This is a genomic window from Brevibacterium sp. 50QC2O2 (assembly GCF_024580675.1).
In the GTDB taxonomy this organism is placed as follows: domain Bacteria; phylum Actinomycetota; class Actinomycetes; order Actinomycetales; family Brevibacteriaceae; genus Brevibacterium; species Brevibacterium moorei.
Map to the genome: position 1 here is coordinate 126,643 of NZ_JANIJZ010000004.1, position 16,351 is coordinate 142,993.

The 16,351-nt window shown below is 66.5% G+C and carries 20 protein-coding genes; all 20 read right to left on the reverse strand.

The window, feature by feature from the left end; translation table 11 throughout:
* Positions 1-4: 4 nt before the first annotated feature.
* The 20 genes from NQ038_RS05115 to ftsY all read right to left on the reverse strand — a co-directional run bounded on the left by NQ038_RS05115 (position 5) and on the right by ftsY (position 16,320).
* Positions 5-1,069 carry a tyrosine recombinase XerC gene (locus NQ038_RS05115; RefSeq protein WP_257061940.1) on the reverse strand — a complete coding sequence of 355 codons (1,065 nt, stop codon included), beginning with the start codon at positions 1,067-1,069 and terminating at the stop codon, positions 5-7.
* A 31-nt stretch (positions 1,070-1,100) separates the two neighbouring features.
* On the reverse strand, positions 1,101-2,345 hold the full coding sequence (locus NQ038_RS05120; protein ID WP_257061941.1) for a DNA-processing protein DprA: 1,245 nt from the start codon (positions 2,343-2,345) through the stop codon (positions 1,101-1,103).
* Positions 2,342-3,874 carry a YifB family Mg chelatase-like AAA ATPase gene (locus NQ038_RS05125; protein WP_257061943.1) on the reverse strand — a complete coding sequence of 511 codons (1,533 nt, stop codon included), beginning with the start codon at positions 3,872-3,874 and terminating at the stop codon, positions 2,342-2,344. Before NQ038_RS05125 ends, NQ038_RS05120 begins: the two co-directional genes overlap by 4 nt.
* Entirely contained in the window at positions 3,871-4,221 is a 351-nt protein-coding gene (locus tag NQ038_RS05130; RefSeq protein WP_257061945.1) for a YraN family protein, read from the reverse strand. The genes NQ038_RS05125 and NQ038_RS05130 overlap by 4 nt, the downstream gene beginning before the upstream one ends.
* Before the next feature lie 301 nt (positions 4,222-4,522).
* The gene (locus NQ038_RS05135) at positions 4,523-4,837 is read right to left on the reverse strand and encodes a DUF2469 domain-containing protein (protein ID WP_257061946.1); all 315 of its coding nucleotides are present in this window, start codon (positions 4,835-4,837) and stop codon (positions 4,523-4,525) included.
* 46 nt (positions 4,838-4,883) lie between these two features.
* The gene (locus NQ038_RS05140) at positions 4,884-5,576 is read right to left on the reverse strand and encodes a ribonuclease HII (RefSeq protein ID WP_257047411.1); all 693 of its coding nucleotides are present in this window, start codon (positions 5,574-5,576) and stop codon (positions 4,884-4,886) included.
* The gene (gene lepB, locus NQ038_RS05145; RefSeq protein WP_257061947.1) at positions 5,573-6,400 is read right to left on the reverse strand and encodes a signal peptidase I; all 828 of its coding nucleotides are present in this window, start codon (positions 6,398-6,400) and stop codon (positions 5,573-5,575) included. Before lepB (NQ038_RS05145) ends, NQ038_RS05140 begins: the two co-directional genes overlap by 4 nt.
* Before the next feature lie 88 nt (positions 6,401-6,488).
* Positions 6,489-6,926 (reverse strand): hypothetical protein, encoded by a 438-nt coding sequence (locus tag NQ038_RS05150; RefSeq protein WP_257061948.1) that lies wholly within the window; start codon positions 6,924-6,926, stop codon positions 6,489-6,491.
* A 95-nt stretch (positions 6,927-7,021) separates the two neighbouring features.
* Positions 7,022-7,576 (reverse strand): signal peptidase I, encoded by a 555-nt coding sequence (gene lepB / locus NQ038_RS05155; protein WP_257047407.1) that lies wholly within the window; start codon positions 7,574-7,576, stop codon positions 7,022-7,024.
* A gap of 53 nt (positions 7,577-7,629) precedes the next feature.
* Positions 7,630-7,971: a 50S ribosomal protein L19 gene (rplS, locus tag NQ038_RS05160; protein ID WP_257047405.1), complete on the reverse strand. Its 342-nt coding sequence runs from the start codon at positions 7,969-7,971 to the stop codon at positions 7,630-7,632.
* 328 nt (positions 7,972-8,299) lie between these two features.
* Positions 8,300-8,500: a hypothetical protein gene (locus NQ038_RS05165; protein WP_257061949.1), complete on the reverse strand. Its 201-nt coding sequence runs from the start codon at positions 8,498-8,500 to the stop codon at positions 8,300-8,302.
* Between the two features lie 75 nt (positions 8,501-8,575).
* On the reverse strand, positions 8,576-9,058 hold the full coding sequence (locus NQ038_RS05170; protein ID WP_257061950.1) for a hypothetical protein: 483 nt from the start codon (positions 9,056-9,058) through the stop codon (positions 8,576-8,578).
* 101 nt (positions 9,059-9,159) lie between these two features.
* Positions 9,160-10,011 (reverse strand): tRNA (guanosine(37)-N1)-methyltransferase TrmD, encoded by an 852-nt coding sequence (gene trmD, locus NQ038_RS05175; protein ID WP_257061951.1) that lies wholly within the window; start codon positions 10,009-10,011, stop codon positions 9,160-9,162.
* 3 nt (positions 10,012-10,014) lie between these two features.
* Positions 10,015-10,539: a ribosome maturation factor RimM gene (rimM, locus tag NQ038_RS05180; protein WP_257047401.1), complete on the reverse strand. Its 525-nt coding sequence runs from the start codon at positions 10,537-10,539 to the stop codon at positions 10,015-10,017.
* A gap of 157 nt (positions 10,540-10,696) precedes the next feature.
* Entirely contained in the window at positions 10,697-10,927 is a 231-nt protein-coding gene (locus NQ038_RS05185; protein ID WP_257047399.1) for an RNA-binding protein, read from the reverse strand.
* Positions 10,928-10,929: 2 nt separating this feature from the next.
* Positions 10,930-11,349 carry a 30S ribosomal protein S16 gene (gene rpsP, locus NQ038_RS05190; RefSeq protein ID WP_257047397.1) on the reverse strand — a complete coding sequence of 140 codons (420 nt, stop codon included), beginning with the start codon at positions 11,347-11,349 and terminating at the stop codon, positions 10,930-10,932.
* 149 nt (positions 11,350-11,498) lie between these two features.
* Positions 11,499-13,106 carry a signal recognition particle protein gene (gene ffh, locus NQ038_RS05195; RefSeq protein ID WP_257047395.1) on the reverse strand — a complete coding sequence of 536 codons (1,608 nt, stop codon included), beginning with the start codon at positions 13,104-13,106 and terminating at the stop codon, positions 11,499-11,501.
* Between the two features lie 170 nt (positions 13,107-13,276).
* Positions 13,277-13,615, reverse strand: coding sequence for a P-II family nitrogen regulator (locus NQ038_RS05200; RefSeq protein ID WP_257047393.1), 339 nt, complete (start codon positions 13,613-13,615; stop codon positions 13,277-13,279).
* A 45-nt stretch (positions 13,616-13,660) separates the two neighbouring features.
* Positions 13,661-14,995, reverse strand: coding sequence for an ammonium transporter (locus NQ038_RS05205; protein ID WP_257047391.1), 1,335 nt, complete (start codon positions 14,993-14,995; stop codon positions 13,661-13,663).
* Between the two features lie 170 nt (positions 14,996-15,165).
* Entirely contained in the window at positions 15,166-16,320 is a 1,155-nt protein-coding gene (ftsY, locus tag NQ038_RS05210) for a signal recognition particle-docking protein FtsY (RefSeq protein WP_257057667.1), read from the reverse strand.
* Positions 16,321-16,351: the final 31 nt, after the last annotated feature.

Here is a 16,351-nt window from a genome sequence, read left to right on the forward strand (position 1 = left end):
CGCCTCAAGCTCTGGGGTGGGCCTGTTCGTAACCTTCGCGCAGCCGCCGCATGGAGACATGCGTGTAGATCTGGGTGGAGTTGAGGCTGGAATGGCCCAGATATTCCTGCACCTGGCGGATGTCCGCCCCGTTCTCCACCATATGGGTGGCCGCGGAGTGCCGCAGCCCGTGCGGGGCCAGCTCCGGGGAGCCCGCCTGCCCGGCGGTCGCCGCATGGACGACCCTTCTGACCTGGCGCACATCGATCCGGCCCCCGCGGGCTCCCAGGAACAGCGCCTGGCCCGAACGCGGTCCGAGCAGTTCCGGCCGGCCCTGCGCCAGCCAGGCGTCCACCGCGGACTGGGCGGGTACACCGTAGGGCACCCGGCGTTCCTTGTTGCCCTTGCCCAATACCGTCACCATGCGGATCGAGTCATCGATCGCGTCCACGTCCAGGGCGGCGAGTTCGGACACGCGCATCCCCGTGGCGTAGAGGAGTTCAAGCATAGCGGCGTCGCGCAGCCGCTGGGCCCGTTCACGGGGTGCGGCATCCTGGGACGCGGCTTCCTGAGATGTGCTGTCCCGAGATGCAGTGTCCTGCAGCGGTGCGCCCGCTGGAAAATCTTCCTGGGGTTCGGTGTCCTGCACGGGTGTGCACTCCGGATGGGCCAGGGCCTCCGCCCGGTCGAGCACTCCGGCGGCCTGCTCCTGCTTGAGTACCGCGGGCAAGCGCGAGGCCCGTTTGGGGCTGACGAGGCGGGCCGCCGGATTCCCCCGGGTCAGGCCCTGCCGCTGACAGTAGGCGCCGAAGGCCCGCAGTCCCGCGATGTGCCTGGCCACCGTGCCCGCTGCCCGGTTCTGATTGTGCATGTCCCACAGCCAGCCGCGCAGATTGCCCAGTTCCACCTGGTCCAGGGCCGGGGGCTCTCCCCCGGAGTCCGCCAGCAGGAAGTCGAAGAAGCCGCGAACATCGGCGCTGTAACTGCGCACAGTGTGCTGCGAGGCCGCGCGTTGGATGCGCAGGTCGTCCAGGAAGCCCTCGAGTGCCCGCTGGTATTCGGACGGGTAGGGGGAAGCTGCTTCGTCCATGCGCCAAGTCTAGATCCCCTGCGCGCTCCGGTCATCCGGTTCCGCGCACCTTGACCCAGCCGGCGGCCGAGTGTTCGGCGTGCCCGGTCAGCTCCAGTTCGGCGAGCGCCGCCATCGCCTGCCGGTGGGTGATCCCCGCCTTGACGGCCAGGACGGTCGGGTCGGCTCCCCCGCGCAGCGGCAGGGCACTGTAGAGCCGGAGCTGTTCGGGACTCATCCCGTCTGTGGGCCGGGTCAGGACCGGCTGGGCTGGTCCTTCCGTGTCCGCCAGTTCTCCGATCCCGCCCACCAGCTCGCGGACCTCTGCTGCTGTGCTGACCAATACGGCCTGGCCCTCGCGGATGATCTTGTGGCAGCCGGCGGATTCCCCGTTGAAGACGGAACCGGGGAAGGCCCCCACCGGGCGCATCAGCCCGCTGGCTTTGTTCGCGGTGCTGAAGGAGCCCGAGCGCCAGCCGGCCTCCATCACGATCGTCCCCAGTGAGAGTGCTGCGATGATGCGGTTGCGGTCGAGGAAGCGGTGCCGCATGGCGGTGGCCCCAGGCGGGAGTTCGGTGACCACGGCGGAGCGTGCTGCGACCTCGTCGAGCAGCGCCGAGTTCTGTTTCGGATACCACTGGTCGATCCCGCAGGCCATGACCGCCACCGTGCTGGAGACGTCCGCTTCCGGTTCCGTGGCTGCGCGCGCAGCAGCGGCGTCGAGGGCCGCAGCGTGGGCTACGGCGTCGATGCCCAGCGCCCCGCCGGAGACGACCGTGTGCCCGTGGCCCACCAGATCCATGACCACGGTGCGGGTCAGGGCCAGGCCGTATTCGGTGGCCGCGCGGGTGCCGACGATGGCGATGGGGTCGACGAGGGCCCGGTTCAGGGGCAGTCCGCCGCGCACCCAGAGGCCCAGCGGTGCGAAGAGGCCCAGATCGTCCAGGGCGTGGGGCCATTCTGCGTCGCCGGGGATGACGAGGCGGGCCCGGCCGGTGCGCAGCAGTGCCGCGTCGTTGTCGAGGTTGACCAGCGGCAGCCGGGCATTCCAGGTCTCCCACTCATTGCGCAGGCGGACCCCATCCGGTTCCATCCCCTGTTCGGCCACGATTGCCTGCAGCGCGTCGATGGCGGTGTCACGTCCCCCGGTGATCAACTCGAGCGTGTCCTCTGCACCCAGTTGCAGGCAGGCGGCTTTGAGAGTGGGCCGACCGGGTTCGGTCAGGTGCATGAGCAGGGCCGTCGCCCTGCGCTGCCGCGGACTGCTCGTCTTCGCGTCCATGGTGTCGTGTGTCATCGCACATCCTTCATTCGCAGGGCGAAGGCCTGGAGGACGTGCTCCCGGCCCGGTCGATCGATTCCGTCGAGGTCCGCCAAGCTGGTCGCCACCCGGAGGATGCGGGTGAAGCCGCGGGCCGACAGCAGCCGGCGCTCCATCGCATCGTGCAATGGGGCCGTCTCCTTGCGCGTCAGGGCGAAGTGGTCGAGCAGGAAGGCCCCGTCGGCCTTCGCGTTGAGTTCCCATGGCAGACCGGCATAGCGTTCCGTTTGGGCAGCTCTGGCCCGCTCCACCCGGGCCGCGACCGTCGCCGAGGTCTCCTGTGGGCGGCCACTGACCAAGTCGGCCGGCGCGACCGGCAGCATGTTGAGTTGGATGTCGATGCGGTCCAACAGGGGCTCGGAGAGTTTGCTCCGGTATCGCTTGCGCTGCGCCGGAGTGCAGATGCACCGGTTTCCGGGGGCCCCGGAGGCCCCGCACGGGCAGGGGTTCGAGGCCATGATGAGTTGGAAGTCGCTGGGCATGCGCACCGAGCCCCAGGAACGTTCGATATTGCAGTAGCCGTGTTCCAGGGGTTCGCGCAGGGATTCGAGGACGTCGCGCGAGAATTCCGGGACCTCGTCCATGAACAAGATGCCACGGTGTGCCCGGCCGATCACGCCCAGCCTGCCGTATTTGGAAGTGCCGATGAACGCGGCCCTGGTCGCCGAATGGTGTGGGGCCTCGAACGGCGCGACGACGCACAGGTGATTGCCCGGTTCGATCGCCCCGTCGGTCGAGCGCAGGGCGAGGACCTCCATGGCGGCCTCCGGGGTCAGTGGGGGCACGATGGACGGCAGACATTCGGCCAGCAGGGTCTTGCCTGCGCCAGGGCTGCCGGTCATGTACATGTGGTGGCCGCCGGCCGCGGCGACTTCCAGGGCGAAGCGGCCCTGGGCCTGGCCCTGGACTTCGGCCAGGTCGTGGGTGGTGCGGGGCAGCGCCACCTGGGGGATGTCCATTTCCACCGCGGGCAGGCCGGTCTCGCGCACCCGGCCGCCCAGACTGTTGACGACCTGGGCCAGGTCGACGGCGCCCAGGACCCGCATGCCGGTGACCATGGAGGCCTCATCGAGGTTGGCCCGCGGCACGATCATCCGCTCGAAGCCCGCGGCCTGGGCCGCCATCACGGCCGGCAGCACCCCGGTGACAGGGTGCAGGCGGTTGTCCAGGCCGAGTTCCCCGTAGCACACGATGTCCTCGCATCCGCCTGGCACCAGGGCCTCCGCCGCCAGGATCGCCAGGGCGATGCCCAGGTCGAAGACCGTGCCCTCTTTGCGCAGGTTGCCTGGCGACAGACTCACGGTGATGCGCTGTTGGGACAGGGACACGCCCATATTGCTGATCGCTGCGCGCACCCGCTTCTTCGATTCGCTCACGGCGGCGTCGGGCAGGCCCACGATGTCGATTCCCGGTAAGCCGGAGTTGAAGCTCGCCTCGATGGCCACGGTCTTGCCCGTCATGCCCAGGACCGCCACGGCGGCGCTGCGGCCCACCCGCCCGGTCATTGCGCGGCCTCGACGTGGGTGATCAGCGGATCGCCGGGACCCAGCACGATGCCGATCGCATCGATCCGGATCTGGGGCTCCCAGGTCCGGTGTTCGCTCAGCCAGGCGCCGGCCAGTCGGCGCAGCCGTTGCAGCTTGGAGTAGCCGATCGCCTCCAGGGGGTGGCCGGAGCGCACCGAGGTGCGGGTCTTGACCTCGACGAAAACCAGGGTGCGTCCCGCGCGGGCCACGATGTCGATTTCGCCTAAGCGGCAGCGCCAGTTGCGCTGCACGATGTCCCAGCCCTTGGCCTCAAGGAAGGCCGTGGCCAGGTCCTCCCCCGTGCGTCCCACCGTCTGATTCGTCATGGCCCCAGGGTGCAGGGACCGGTTCGCTCCGGCCAGGGGTCATGCGTCCCCTGTGGACGATGCCCGTGGTTCCACAGGGGCGAGGACGCACGGTGGGACGCTCGTGCAGTTGACTCTGGTGCGGCACATTTGCGGGCAGATCGTGCCGAATGGGGCTGTGACCAGTCCGGCATCGGGCCGTCCACCGGCCGGTGACGCCGCGGTCGCCCGGCGTCCACAGGTCGATGATGCACCGATCGCCGGAGCCCGGCCGGTGCGGTGGAGCCCGGCGTGCCGAGACACCAGGCGAGTTCACAGAGGTTCAGCGCAGGGCGCTGGGCGGCTCCAAGTCCGATTTGGCGATCTCTTCGACGTTGACGTCCTTGAACGTGAAGACGTGGACCTGCTTGACGAAGCGGGCTGAGCGGAACGTGTCCCAGACCCAGGCGTCGCCCAGGCTCAGTTCGAAGTACACGTCATCGGATTCGTGATGCGCCTTGAGGTCGACGGAATTGCACAGGTAGAACCGGCGTTCGGTTTCCACGACATAGGTGAACAACGGCAGGATGTCGCGGTACTCGCGGTACAGCGACATCTCCAAATCGGCTTCGAAATCGTCGAGGTCCTCTGCACTCATGGCGCCATCCTAATCGATCGGTAGTAGCCGGGTCCGCCCGGCGCGCTCAGCGCAGTTTGAAGGACCGCCGGTGGTGGGAGGTGATGCCCAGCTGTGCGACGGCGGCCTTGTGCGCCGGGCTCGGGTAGCCGGCATTGGATTCCCATCCATAGCCGGGGAAATCCACGGCCAGGGCGTGCATGAGCTCATCGCGGGCCACCTTGGCGACCACACTGGCCGCGGCGATCGTGACATAGGTGCCATCGCCCTTGACGAAGGTGCGCACCGGCGGGACCGGGACCTCGGCCGAGGGTCCGAAGACCGCCGCAGCATCCAGGGTCAGGTTCTGCGAGAGCCAGTCGAAGCTCCCGTCGAGGAGCACCAGGTCCGCCGGCGTCAGCTGGGAGAGTGCCCGGCGGCCGGCCAGGCACAGGGCCAGGCTGATGCCGAGCGCGTCGATCTCCGCCGGCTGGGCGTAGGCCACCGCGGTGTGCGGGTTCCAGCCGGCGATGGCCTCGACCATGCTGGTGCGCGCCGTGGCGCTGAGTTTCTTCGAGTCGTCCAGGCCGGCGGGGATTCGGGACTCCGGAGCCTCGCCTGCCAGCAGGGTGGGTAAATCGAACCGGGCCGCACCGACCCCGACGGGCCCTGCGATGCAACCGCGGCCCACCTCGTCCATGCCGATGACGGACTCGATTCCGGACGCCAGCAGTTCGCGTTCCAGGGTCAGGTCGGTCAGCCCCCGATGCGTCCGCCTCATCGATTCGTCGCCATCGTGTCGGACAGCGTGGGTGCCGAACTGGACTTACCGGTGTCTCTCAGTCCACCGGCGTCGCCGTCGCCACCGGCCGGGTCCTCCCCCGGGTCCGTGTCCGGTACCTTGGCGAAGACCTCGCTGGGGTTGCGCAGGATGCGCATCCGGTTGGAGGGCCAGTTGATGGCGAAGGCCTGGCCGACGAAATTGTCCTCCGGCACGAAGGGCCCGCCGGACGATTCCTGGTTGTAGCGCGAGTCGGCCGAGTTCGAGCGGTTGTCGCCCATTACCCAGTAGTGTCCGGCCGGGACGCGGACGTTGAAGGCCATGGAGGACGGTTCGATGCCCGAGGACAGGTAGGTTTCGTCGATCGGCTGGCCGTTGACGGTGATGCGGCTCTGCTCATCGCAGCACACCACGTGGTCGCCGCCCACGCCGATCACGCGTTTGATCAGCTGTTGGCCGGCGTCGGCGGGGACCAGGCCGATGAATTCGAGGACGGGATTGGGCTTGTACTCGTCGATCGTCGACTGCCCCAGCCAACCGCCCGGATCGTCGAAGACGACGATGTCCCCGCGCTTGGGGTGGTTCCACGGCAGTTGGTTGACCAGGATGTGGTCGTGCACCTGGAGGGTGTCCTCCATGGACTCCGAGGGGATGAAGAAGGACCGCATGACCCAGGTCTTGATCCCCGTGGACAGCAGGAGGGCGATGATGAGGATGATGACGACCTCGCGTACGCCACCCCAGAATTTCTGTGCCGGGGTCTTCGGCTGTTTCGCTTGGTCTTTTCGCCCGCGCGCCGCGGGTACCTGACTGGCTGAACTCACAACGGACAAGTCTACCGGTCTCGGACTGTGTGGGGCCTGTGTCCTAAGCCGGGGCACGGGCCAGATTCACGGTCCATCTCGCTGGCCCTCAGGGTTTGAGCTCCGGATCGTCCAACTTCTCCACGCTTCGCTTTCCGACCGGCCGTTCGGTGGTCACGATGATGGTGGACTCCGCACCTTCGGCCGTACACGCCTCCGGGGCAGCGGGCAGGGCTCCTTCGATCAGCGCGATGCTGATGGTCTGGGCCGATTCCCTTAAGACAGTCCGGTAGCCAAAGCACTCGGATGTGCCGGAGATGAACGACAGTTCGATACGGTGTGCGTCGAGTATCTTGAGCCCCGACCAATCGATGGTGTGCTCCGAATGCAGGTCGTCGTGCTGTTCCTCCGGGGCAGGACTGGGCCCCGGCGCATCGGCTGTCACGTGCTGAGAAGAGCTACCCGAGGACTGCGCCGAGGCACACGATGCCAGGAGGAACAGTGGCAGCACAAGGCAGATACGCAACAGTGGCTTTTTCCCCAACATCACCCCATTCAACCTTCCCCGATCACCATCCGCAATGGCGAGCAGACCAGGAGAACCGTCCCGGAACGTACCGGCAAGCCGCAGCGCCCACACCTTCAGTGCCCGATGACGGTTCCCAGCACGGTGCGCTGATCGATCATCCCGCCCCCCGGCGAGCCCAACAGGGCTCGGGAGTCGGTCGAATCGTCACGGTTGTCCCCCATCAGCCAGATCCGTCCGGCGGGAACCTCCACGTCGAAGGTCTGCTTCGAGGCCTTCTGAGCCAGGGTCACATAGGGTTCGTCGACGGCTTTCCCGTTGATCTTCAGACGCCCATCCGGGCTGCAGCAGGTCACCCGGTCCCCGGCGACGCCGATCACCCGTTTCACGTAGAACACGTCACGGGGGCCCAGGCCGAACCAGCCGGCTACCTGGTGTGGCAGATCGGGCCGGTGGGCTGCGATGAAGGAACCCCTGCCGTCGATGACGACTAGATCGCCGCGCTCGACGGTGTGGGCCAGGCCCGCCGGGCGCCACACCCAGACTCGTTGGCCCGCGTGCAGGGTCGGTTCCATCGAGGCGGTGGGCACTGTGAACGTCTGGACGACGAAGGCGCGCAGGGCGCCGGCCAGCAGCAGTGCGGCGACGATCAGGCCCAGCCCGGATAGCACAAGGGTGCGCGCCCGTGACGGACGCGCACCCAAGTGGTGTGAGGAAGAGCGGATCAGCGCTTTTCCTTGATGCGGGCTGCCTTGCCGCGCAGGTCGCGCAGGTAGTACAGCTTCGCACGACGCACGTCACCGCGCGTGAGAACCGCGATCTTCTCGACCGTCGGGGCGTGCACCGGGAAGGTACGCTCCACACCGACGCCGAAGCTGATCTTGCGGACCGTGAAGGTTTCGCGCACGCCTTCGCCCTGACGGCGGATGACGATGCCCTTGAACTTCTGGATACGCGAGCGGTTACCTTCGATAACGCGCACATCGAGTTCGACGGTGTCGCCGGCGCGGAAGGCCGGGACGTCCTGCTTCATCGACTTGGCGTCGAGGAAATCAAGCTTCTGCATGTTTCTTCTCCTGTTGTCATGCCCCGGATCACTTCAACATCAATCAGGCTCCGCACACCGGTCACCCGGGTGCGAAAGGGTGTGATTCGTCCGCCGAGCCGAACGCCGAGGTCCCCTTGCGGGAATTCCGGCGGTCCGTCCCTGAACCGGGCCGAGCACCCACTCATCCGAGCGGGCCCGGCACCGTAGGCTTCCGGCCCTCCGAGGCAGGCCGAACGCCAACAAACGCAATAGACAACTCTAGCCCAGCACCCGCACCCACTCAAGTGAGGTGAGACGCTTCACAGAGCTTGCTCGAGAACCTGAGCTACGCGGACCCGGCCGAACTCTACGCCGGACCGTGTTCCTCAGCATTGGAACCGGTGCGCGCGATCCGGTTCCACAGGAACACCACATTCACCAGTCCGATGACGGACACCGCCGTCAGCACCGTCTGCACCCAGCCCCACGGGCCACCCAGAATCGGACCGATCACCTGGCCGAGGAGGACCAGCGCGAACGTCACTCCCAACAGGATTCGCAGAACCATGAACAATCACCACTGATCATTTCGTGTAGGAACAAGCCGCCTTGCAGTTCACGATACCAACCCCGCGGGACCGTGTCAGCCACGGATCCACTCATGAGGGTTCAGCAACGGTTCCGCAAGCAGGGCCGCTGCCAGCCCGTCATCACAGCCGACGACGGTGACGCAGGTGTCCGCGGTTGAGGCCAGGAACCAGGAATGGTCCCTGGCCCACAGATAACTCAGTTCGGTGAAGTGGACATCGCCCCAGCGCCGCCGAACCGCTGCGAAGGTGCAGTCCGCGAGCTCTCCGGACAACAGAACATAGTTCAGTCTGCCTTGGTACCAGGTGCTTTCCGGCTCTCGGAAGCCGCTGGACCGCCCCCGGTCCTTTTCATCGAAATACCCCGCATACAAAGCGAAATCGCAGATGGCGTCGGGACCCGCATAGTCCAGTAGGACATGATCGAGCACCGCAGCCTGTTCATCTGATAGATCTTCGTCAACCGCAGGTTCGACGTTCGGGGACTGGATTGGGAACCGATCGTCCTCGACGAAGGTGGTGCCGGGATGCAGCAGCACAATCCACCGGGCGAACCGGTCACCTGGGATCGAATCCGTCGACTCGACCCAGCCAGTGAACCAGTGGACTTGTGCATCGGGAACCCGAGTGATCATCCCAGTCAGTCAATGCCGGAGGATTGCCCTGGCAGCCCGGCTTCGACGGCCTCGGGCGCGTCCTGCTCGAGCAATTCCACCCGCAGTTCCTCGAGGAACTTCCGGTCCTTCTTGTCCAGGTTCTGCGGGTCCAGGGCCTCCAGCAAGTCGGGCCGAGTCCGGGCCGTGCGCTCCAGGCTGCGCTCGCGCCGCCACCGGGCGATCGCACCATGGTTGCCGCCCAACAGGATCTCCGGCACTGCCCGCTCCCGCCAGGTGTTCGGCTTGGTGTAGACGGGGTACTCCAACAGCCCGTCTTCGTGGCTCTCCTCTTCCAAGGACTCCGGATTGCCGATCACACCTGGGATCAGCCGGGCCACGGCCTCGATGATGACCATCGCGGCGACCTCTCCCCCGTTGAGCACATAGTCGCCCAGGGACACGAAGCGCACGTCGAAGCCCTCATGGGCCCAGTCGATCACCCTCTGGTCGATTCCCTCGTAACGCCCACAGGCGAACACTAGATGGTCCCGGCCGGCCAGTTCGTGCGCCTGCGCCTGAGTGAACCGCACGCCGGCGGGGCTGGGCACCAGCAGTACCGGCCGTTCGGCGCCCTCCCCTGCCGATTCCCCCTCCGGCCCACCGAGGGGAGCCGCCAGCATGGTGTCCAGCGCCTCACCCCAGGGTTCGGGCTTCATCACCATGCCGGCTCCCCCGCCGTAGGGGGTGTCGTCGACGGTGCGGTGCCGATCATGGGTGAAGTCCCGCAGATCGTGGACCTGCAGGGCCAGTTGTCCGTCCTCGATGGCGCGGCCGATCAGGGAGAGCTTCAGCGGTTCCAGATAGTCGGGGAAGATCGAGAAGACGTCGATGCGCACGGTTCAGTCCTCCGCCTGGCCCAGGTCCAGCAGCCCCACCGGTGGGTCGATCTCCACCCGCCCGGCCTCCGGGTCCACCACCGGCACGATCTGTTCGACGAAGGGCACCAGGGACTCGGTCCCGCCGGCCAGGCGCACGTGCAGCAGGTCCTGTACCGCACCTGGGGTGACCTCCACGACCTCGCCCACCGGCTGTGCGTCCGGTCCGGCATCCACCAGGTAGACCTGGGCGCCCACCAGGTCCTCGATGTACCAGGCATCGTCCTCGACGACGTCGTCATCGTCGACGATCAGCATGGTATTGCGCAGCTCCTCCGCGCGGTTGCGGTCCGCCACCTCGGCAAAGGACAGCAGCAGCCGGTTCTGATGCCAGCGCGCCCGGGTCAGCGTCAGGGTTCCCACGTCGGGGTCGGTGCCGAACTGTGCATCGGGAACGAACCGGGAATCGGGGTCGTCGGTGCGGACCTCGACGGTGACCTCTCCACGGATTCCGTGGGGCTTGCCCATCCGGGCGACGACCTGGCTCATGTGTTCTGCCTCTGTTCGGTGTTGGGGACGGCGGTATAAGAAGGAATGCTCTGCCACGATTTTATCGGCTGCACGGGCAATGCCAACGGCCGGTAGACAGCAAACCGCCGCCCCGGGTGAACCCGGGACGGCGGATCGAACTGCTATGACTGAAAGCTCAGGACTCGATGAGGTCGACCCGGATGTTGTCCGGGGCGGCCAGGGCGTTGATCACGGTGCGCAGCGCCTTGGCTGTGCGACCGGACCGGCCGATCACGCGGCCCAGGTCATCCGGGTGGACCCGGACTTCCAGAGTCGTGCCACGGTGCCCATGGCGTTCCTTGATGGTGACATCATCGGGATAGTCCACGATTCCGCGGACCAAGTGCTCCAAAGCCTTGTCGAGCATGCTCAGGCCTCAGCGGTCTCTTCTGCGGCGGCTTCCTGCGCGGGAGCCTCAGCAGCGTCGTCGCCACCCTTGGGGGTGATCGCTTCCTTGATGACCGACTTGCCCTCCGGGGCCACGTAGGCGGCCTTTTCCGGCTGCGCCTTCACGCGGCTGGTGGTGTCCTTGTAGCCCTTGAACTTGGCCCAGTCACCGGTCAGCTTCAGCAGCTTCTTGACCTGCTCGGTGGGCTGTGCACCGACGCCCAGCCAGTACTGCGCGCGCTCCGAATCGATCTCGATGACCGAAGGGTTGTGCGTGGGCTGGTAGATGCCGATCTGCTCGATCGCACGGCCATCACGGCGGGTGTGCGAATCGGCGACGACAACGCGGTAGAAGGGTGCACGGATCTTGCCGATGCGGGTCAGGCGAATCTTGACTGCCACTTTAGTGGTGTCTCCTTTTATCAATAGGGTGGGCGCACACCCCGTCCCGTGGGGTTGGGAGGTGTAGTTCGTCCGTGTTCTTGAGTGAAGCCCAGGTTGAGAGGGTCCCGACAGCACTCGAGTACAAGTGTTTATTATGCCAGAAGCACTTACTTCTTGCCAGTCCCGAAGCCGCCGAAGCCCTTGGGCAACTTGCTCAGGTCGAACTCCTCTTCGCCACCCATATCGATGCCGCCGAAGGCCGAGCCGACGGGGTCGGGCGTCTTGCCCTCGCGGCGCAACTGTGCCTGGCGCGCTTCCTCCGCCCGCTTGGCCGGATTGCCGGACTTGCCGCCCTTCTTCTTATTGCCCTTCTTCTTCGAGCTCTTCTTCGTGCCACCACCGCCGGTGGGCATCCCCGGCATTGCGGGCATCCCGGGCATTCCGCCGCCCATTCCGGGCATCCCCCGGCCGCCCTTCTTGCCCATCTGGCGCATCATCTTCTGTGCCTGGGAGAAACGGTCCATCAGCTGGTTGACCGCGGTCACGGTCGTGCCGGAGCCCTTGGCGATGCGGGTGCGCCGCGATCCGTTGAGGATGCGCGGATTGCTCCGCTCCTGCGGTGTCATGGAGCGCACGATCGCCTCGATGCGGTCGATCTCACGTTCATCGAAGGCGTCAAGCTGCTCGCGGAACTGGTTCATCCCGGGCATCATGCCCAGCATCTTCTTCAGCGAGCCCATCTTCTTCAGGGCCGACATCTGGGTCAGGAAGTCGTTGAGATCGAAGTCCTCGCCCTTTTCGACCTTTTTGGCGAGCTTCTCCGCTTCCTTCTCGTCGAAGGTCTTCTCGGCCTGCTCGATCAGGGTGAGGATATCGCCCATATCGAGGATCCGGTCGGCCATCCGGTCCGGGTGGAACTGCTCGAAGTCCGTCATGCCCTCACCCGTGGAGGCGAACATGATCGGCTTGCCGGTCACCTCGGCCACGGACAGTGCCGCACCGCCGCGGGAATCGCCGTCGAGCTTCGAGAGGACCACGCCGGTGAAGTCCACGCCCTCGTTGAAGGCCTGGGCGGTGGCCACCGCATCCTGGCCGATCATCGCGTCGATGACGAACAGGACCTCGTCGGGGTTGACGGCGGCGCGGATGTCCGCGGCCTGCTGCATGAGTTCCTCATCGATGCCCAAGCGGCCGGCGGTGTCGACGACGACCACATCGTAGAGCTTGGACTTCGCGACCTCGATGGAGTCCTTGGCGACCTGCACCGGATCGCCCACGCCGTTACCCGGTTCGGGCGCGTAGACGAAGGCGCCCGCGCGTTCGCCCACGACCTGCAGCTGATTGACCGCGTTGGGCCGCTGCAGGTCGGCCGCCACCAGCATGGGGCGGTGGCCGTCGGATTTGAGCCAGTGGGCCAGCTTGCCCGCCAGGGTGGTCTTACCCGCACCCTGCAAGCCGGCCAGCATGATGACCGTGGGCGGGCGTTTGGCGAACTGGATCCGCCTGGTCTGCCCACCGAGGATCCCAATGAGTTCGTCGTTGACGATCTTGACGACCTGCTGGCCGGGATTGAGCGCCTTGGAGACCTCTTCACTCAGCGCGCGTTCACGGACCCGCCCCGTGAAGGCGCGGACCACGGCCAGGGCGACGTCCGCGTCGAGCAGGGCACGGCGGATCTCGCGGATGGTGGCGTCAACGTCGGCTTCCGACAGCCGGCCCTTGCCGCGCAGGTTCCTGAAGGTCGCCGACAACCTATCGGACAGAGAGTCAAACAACGGAAGTCCTTTGCCTAAGCGAATGCATACGGTGAACAAGGATACCAACCCGGCACGCATCCGGCCCGCAGGTATCGGAACCTGCGGGCCGGGGTGTGCTGTGACGGCTGGTAGGAAACGTCACAGTTCGGGGGTGGCCGTCCGGGCCCCTACCGGCCCGGTCGCATGTCTCAGAGGGCGGCCAGACCCTCTGAGCGGTCGGAGACGCGGATCACGGATTCCACCGCGGTGACCCAGACCTTGCCGTCGCCGGCAGTACCCTGGCTGGTCACGTCGAGGATCGCGGTGACCACCCGGGAGACGTTCTCGTCGACGACCAGGATCTCCAGTTTGAGCTTGGGCACCAGGTTCGTGGTGAAGGTCGCACCCCGGTAGACCTGCTTCTCGCCCTTCTGCCGGCCGAAGCCGGAGGCCTCCGAGATCGTCAACCCCTGTACGCCGGCGGCTTCGAGCGCCTGCCTGACATCGCCCAGTTTCTCCGGGCGGATGACCGCTGTTACCAGTTTCATTCTCTATTCCGTCCTTGTCTGTTCTGCGTCAGTTGAGCGCCTGCGCTACTTGTCCGCCTGGGCAACGCGCTGGGCCTCGTATTCGGCGAAGGTCTGGCTGACGACCGCGGCGCGCGGCAGCCCGCCGCCGATAGCGGCGCCCGTGCCGACTCCGCCAAACTCGTAGGCGGTCTCCGCGTGTTCGTGCAGATCGATGCCCTCGACCTCGGCCTTCTCGCTGACCCGCAGGCCGATGGTCTTCTTGATGACCCAGGCGATGATGAGGGTCATGACCGCGGTGAAGACGATGGAGAACACCGCCGCCATCACCTGGGCGATCAACTGGGCGATGCCGCCGCCGTAGAACAGACCGCCGGCGGTGACGTCATCGGCGGGCAGGGCGAAGAAGCCCAGGGCCACGGTGCCGATGATGCCGGAGACCAGGTGGACGCCCACGACGTCCAGGGAGTCGTCGTAGCCCAGCTTGAACTTCAGGCCCACGGCGTAGGCGGAGCCCACACCGGCCAGGATGCCGATGATGATCGCGCCGATGACCGAGACATTCGCACAGGCGGGGGTGATGGCGACCAGGCCGGCGACCACGCCGGAGGCCGCGCCCAGGCTGGTGGGTTTGCCGTCGCGGAACCATTCGACCAGGATCCAGGCGACCATCGCCATCGCCGGGCAGACCAGGGTGTTGACCCAGATCAGACCGGCCTCGGTGGAATCGGTTGCGGCACCGCCGTTGAAACCGAACCAGCCGAACCACAGCAGCGAGGCGCCCAGCAGGACCATGGACAGGTTGTGGGGGCGCTGGCTTGAGTCCTTGCCGAAGCCAACGCGCTTGCCGACCAGCAGTGCCAGGATCAGGGCGGCGACGCCGGCGTTGATGTGGACCACGGTGCCACCGGCGTAGTCGATCACGGTGCCGAAGGTGGATCCGAACCAGCCCTCGTCGGACAGCAGGCCGCCACCCCAGACCATGAACGCCAGGGGGCAGTAGACCAGGGTGACCCAGACGGGGACGAAGACGACCCAGGCGGCGAACTTGAACCGGTCCGCCACAGCACCGGCGATCAGGGCGACGGTGATGATCGCGAAGGTGGCACCGAAGCCCACCGAGATCATGCTGCTTTCCTTATCGTCGAGCAGAGTGCTCAGGCCGAAGAAGTCGAACGGATTGCCGACGACCTGACCCCAGGAGGAGCCGGCCGATTCCGAATACCCCCACAGGACCCAGACGACCGCGGTGATACCGATGGCCAGGAAGACCATCATCATCATGTTCAGGGAGGCCTTGGCACGTGTCATGCCGCTGTAGAAGAATGCCACACCGGGGGTCATGAGGAGCACCAGGGCTCCACAGACCATCACCCAGGCGTCGACTGCCGTAAGTTCCATTTTTCCTACCAGCTGTTCTATCGGTGCACGCCCGGGTCGTGTTCGCCCGGAGCGCCTAACAGTGATAAGTCTGGAAAAGCGGTGTTTCAGATCACTCGTGTATCAGTTTCGGCGATGTAACGGAATCCACCGATTTGTTACGCCGGCGTTTCCGCCTGCTCAGTCTCTGCTCAGTCCTCCAGCAGAGCGTCCACGAACCCCTCGGCGGTGAACGGGGCCAGATCGTCGGCGCCCTCGCCCAGGCCGATCAGCTTGACCGGGACCCCCAGTTCCCGCTGCACTGCCACGACGATTCCGCCCTTGGCGGTTCCGTCGAGCTTGGTCAGCACGATGCCGGTGATGTCCACGGCCTCGGCGAACACGCGAGCCTGCTGCATGCCGTTCTGGCCGGTCGTCGCATCGAGGACCAGGAGCACCTCGTCGATCGTATGGCCTTCGGCCAGGGGCTTGGTCGCGGTGCGCTTGACCTTGCCCAGCTCGTCCATCAAGCCCTTCTTGTTCTGCAGCCGGCCGGCGGTGTCGACCAGGACCACATCGGCGGCCTCGGCCACCCCGCGCTCCACGGCCGTATAGGCCACCGATGCAGGGTCGGCACCCTCGGCACCGCGCACGGTGTCCACCCCCACCCGTTCTCCCCAGGTGGTCAGCTGTTCGGCCGCTGCCGCGCGGAAGGTGTCCGCCGCGCCCAACAGCACGCTCTTGTCCTCGGCGACCAGGACGCGGGCCAGTTTGCCCACGGTGGTCGTCTTACCGGCGCCGTTGACGCCGACGACCAGGACCACGGCCGGCTGACCGTCGGTTCGCTCGGTCGCCAGATTCCTGTTCATCGTCGGGTCGACCAGGTTGATCAGTTCCTCGCGCAGCAGGGTGCGGACATGTGCGGGTTCACGGGTGCCCAGCACCCGCACGCGTTCGCGCAGCCGGTCGACGAGCTCCGTGGTCGGGTCGACGCCCAGGTCGGCCATGATGAGGGTGTCCTCGATGTCCTCCCACGTCGATTCGTCGAGGTGGTCGCTCGACAGCAGGGCCAGCAGGCCGTGGCCCAGGGCGTTGTTCGACTTAGCCAGACGCGCGCGCAGCTTGGCCAGGCGGGTACCGGGCTCGGTGGGCACGTCGACCGGTGGGCCCTCGACGACGGCCGAGGTGCCGGCCGGTTCCGCGATATCGGTCGCCTCGCCGCCGGGGACGGTGGCAACCGACACGGTCTCCCGACCCGTATTCTCATGGCGGTGGCGGCGCCGCGGTGCCAGCAGCACGAAGCCCAGGAGGACGAGCACCACCACGATCGCGATGATGCCGATGGTGATGAGGAGCTGTGTATCCACGGGTGTTCCCTTCGAAACGAGTGGGTGAACC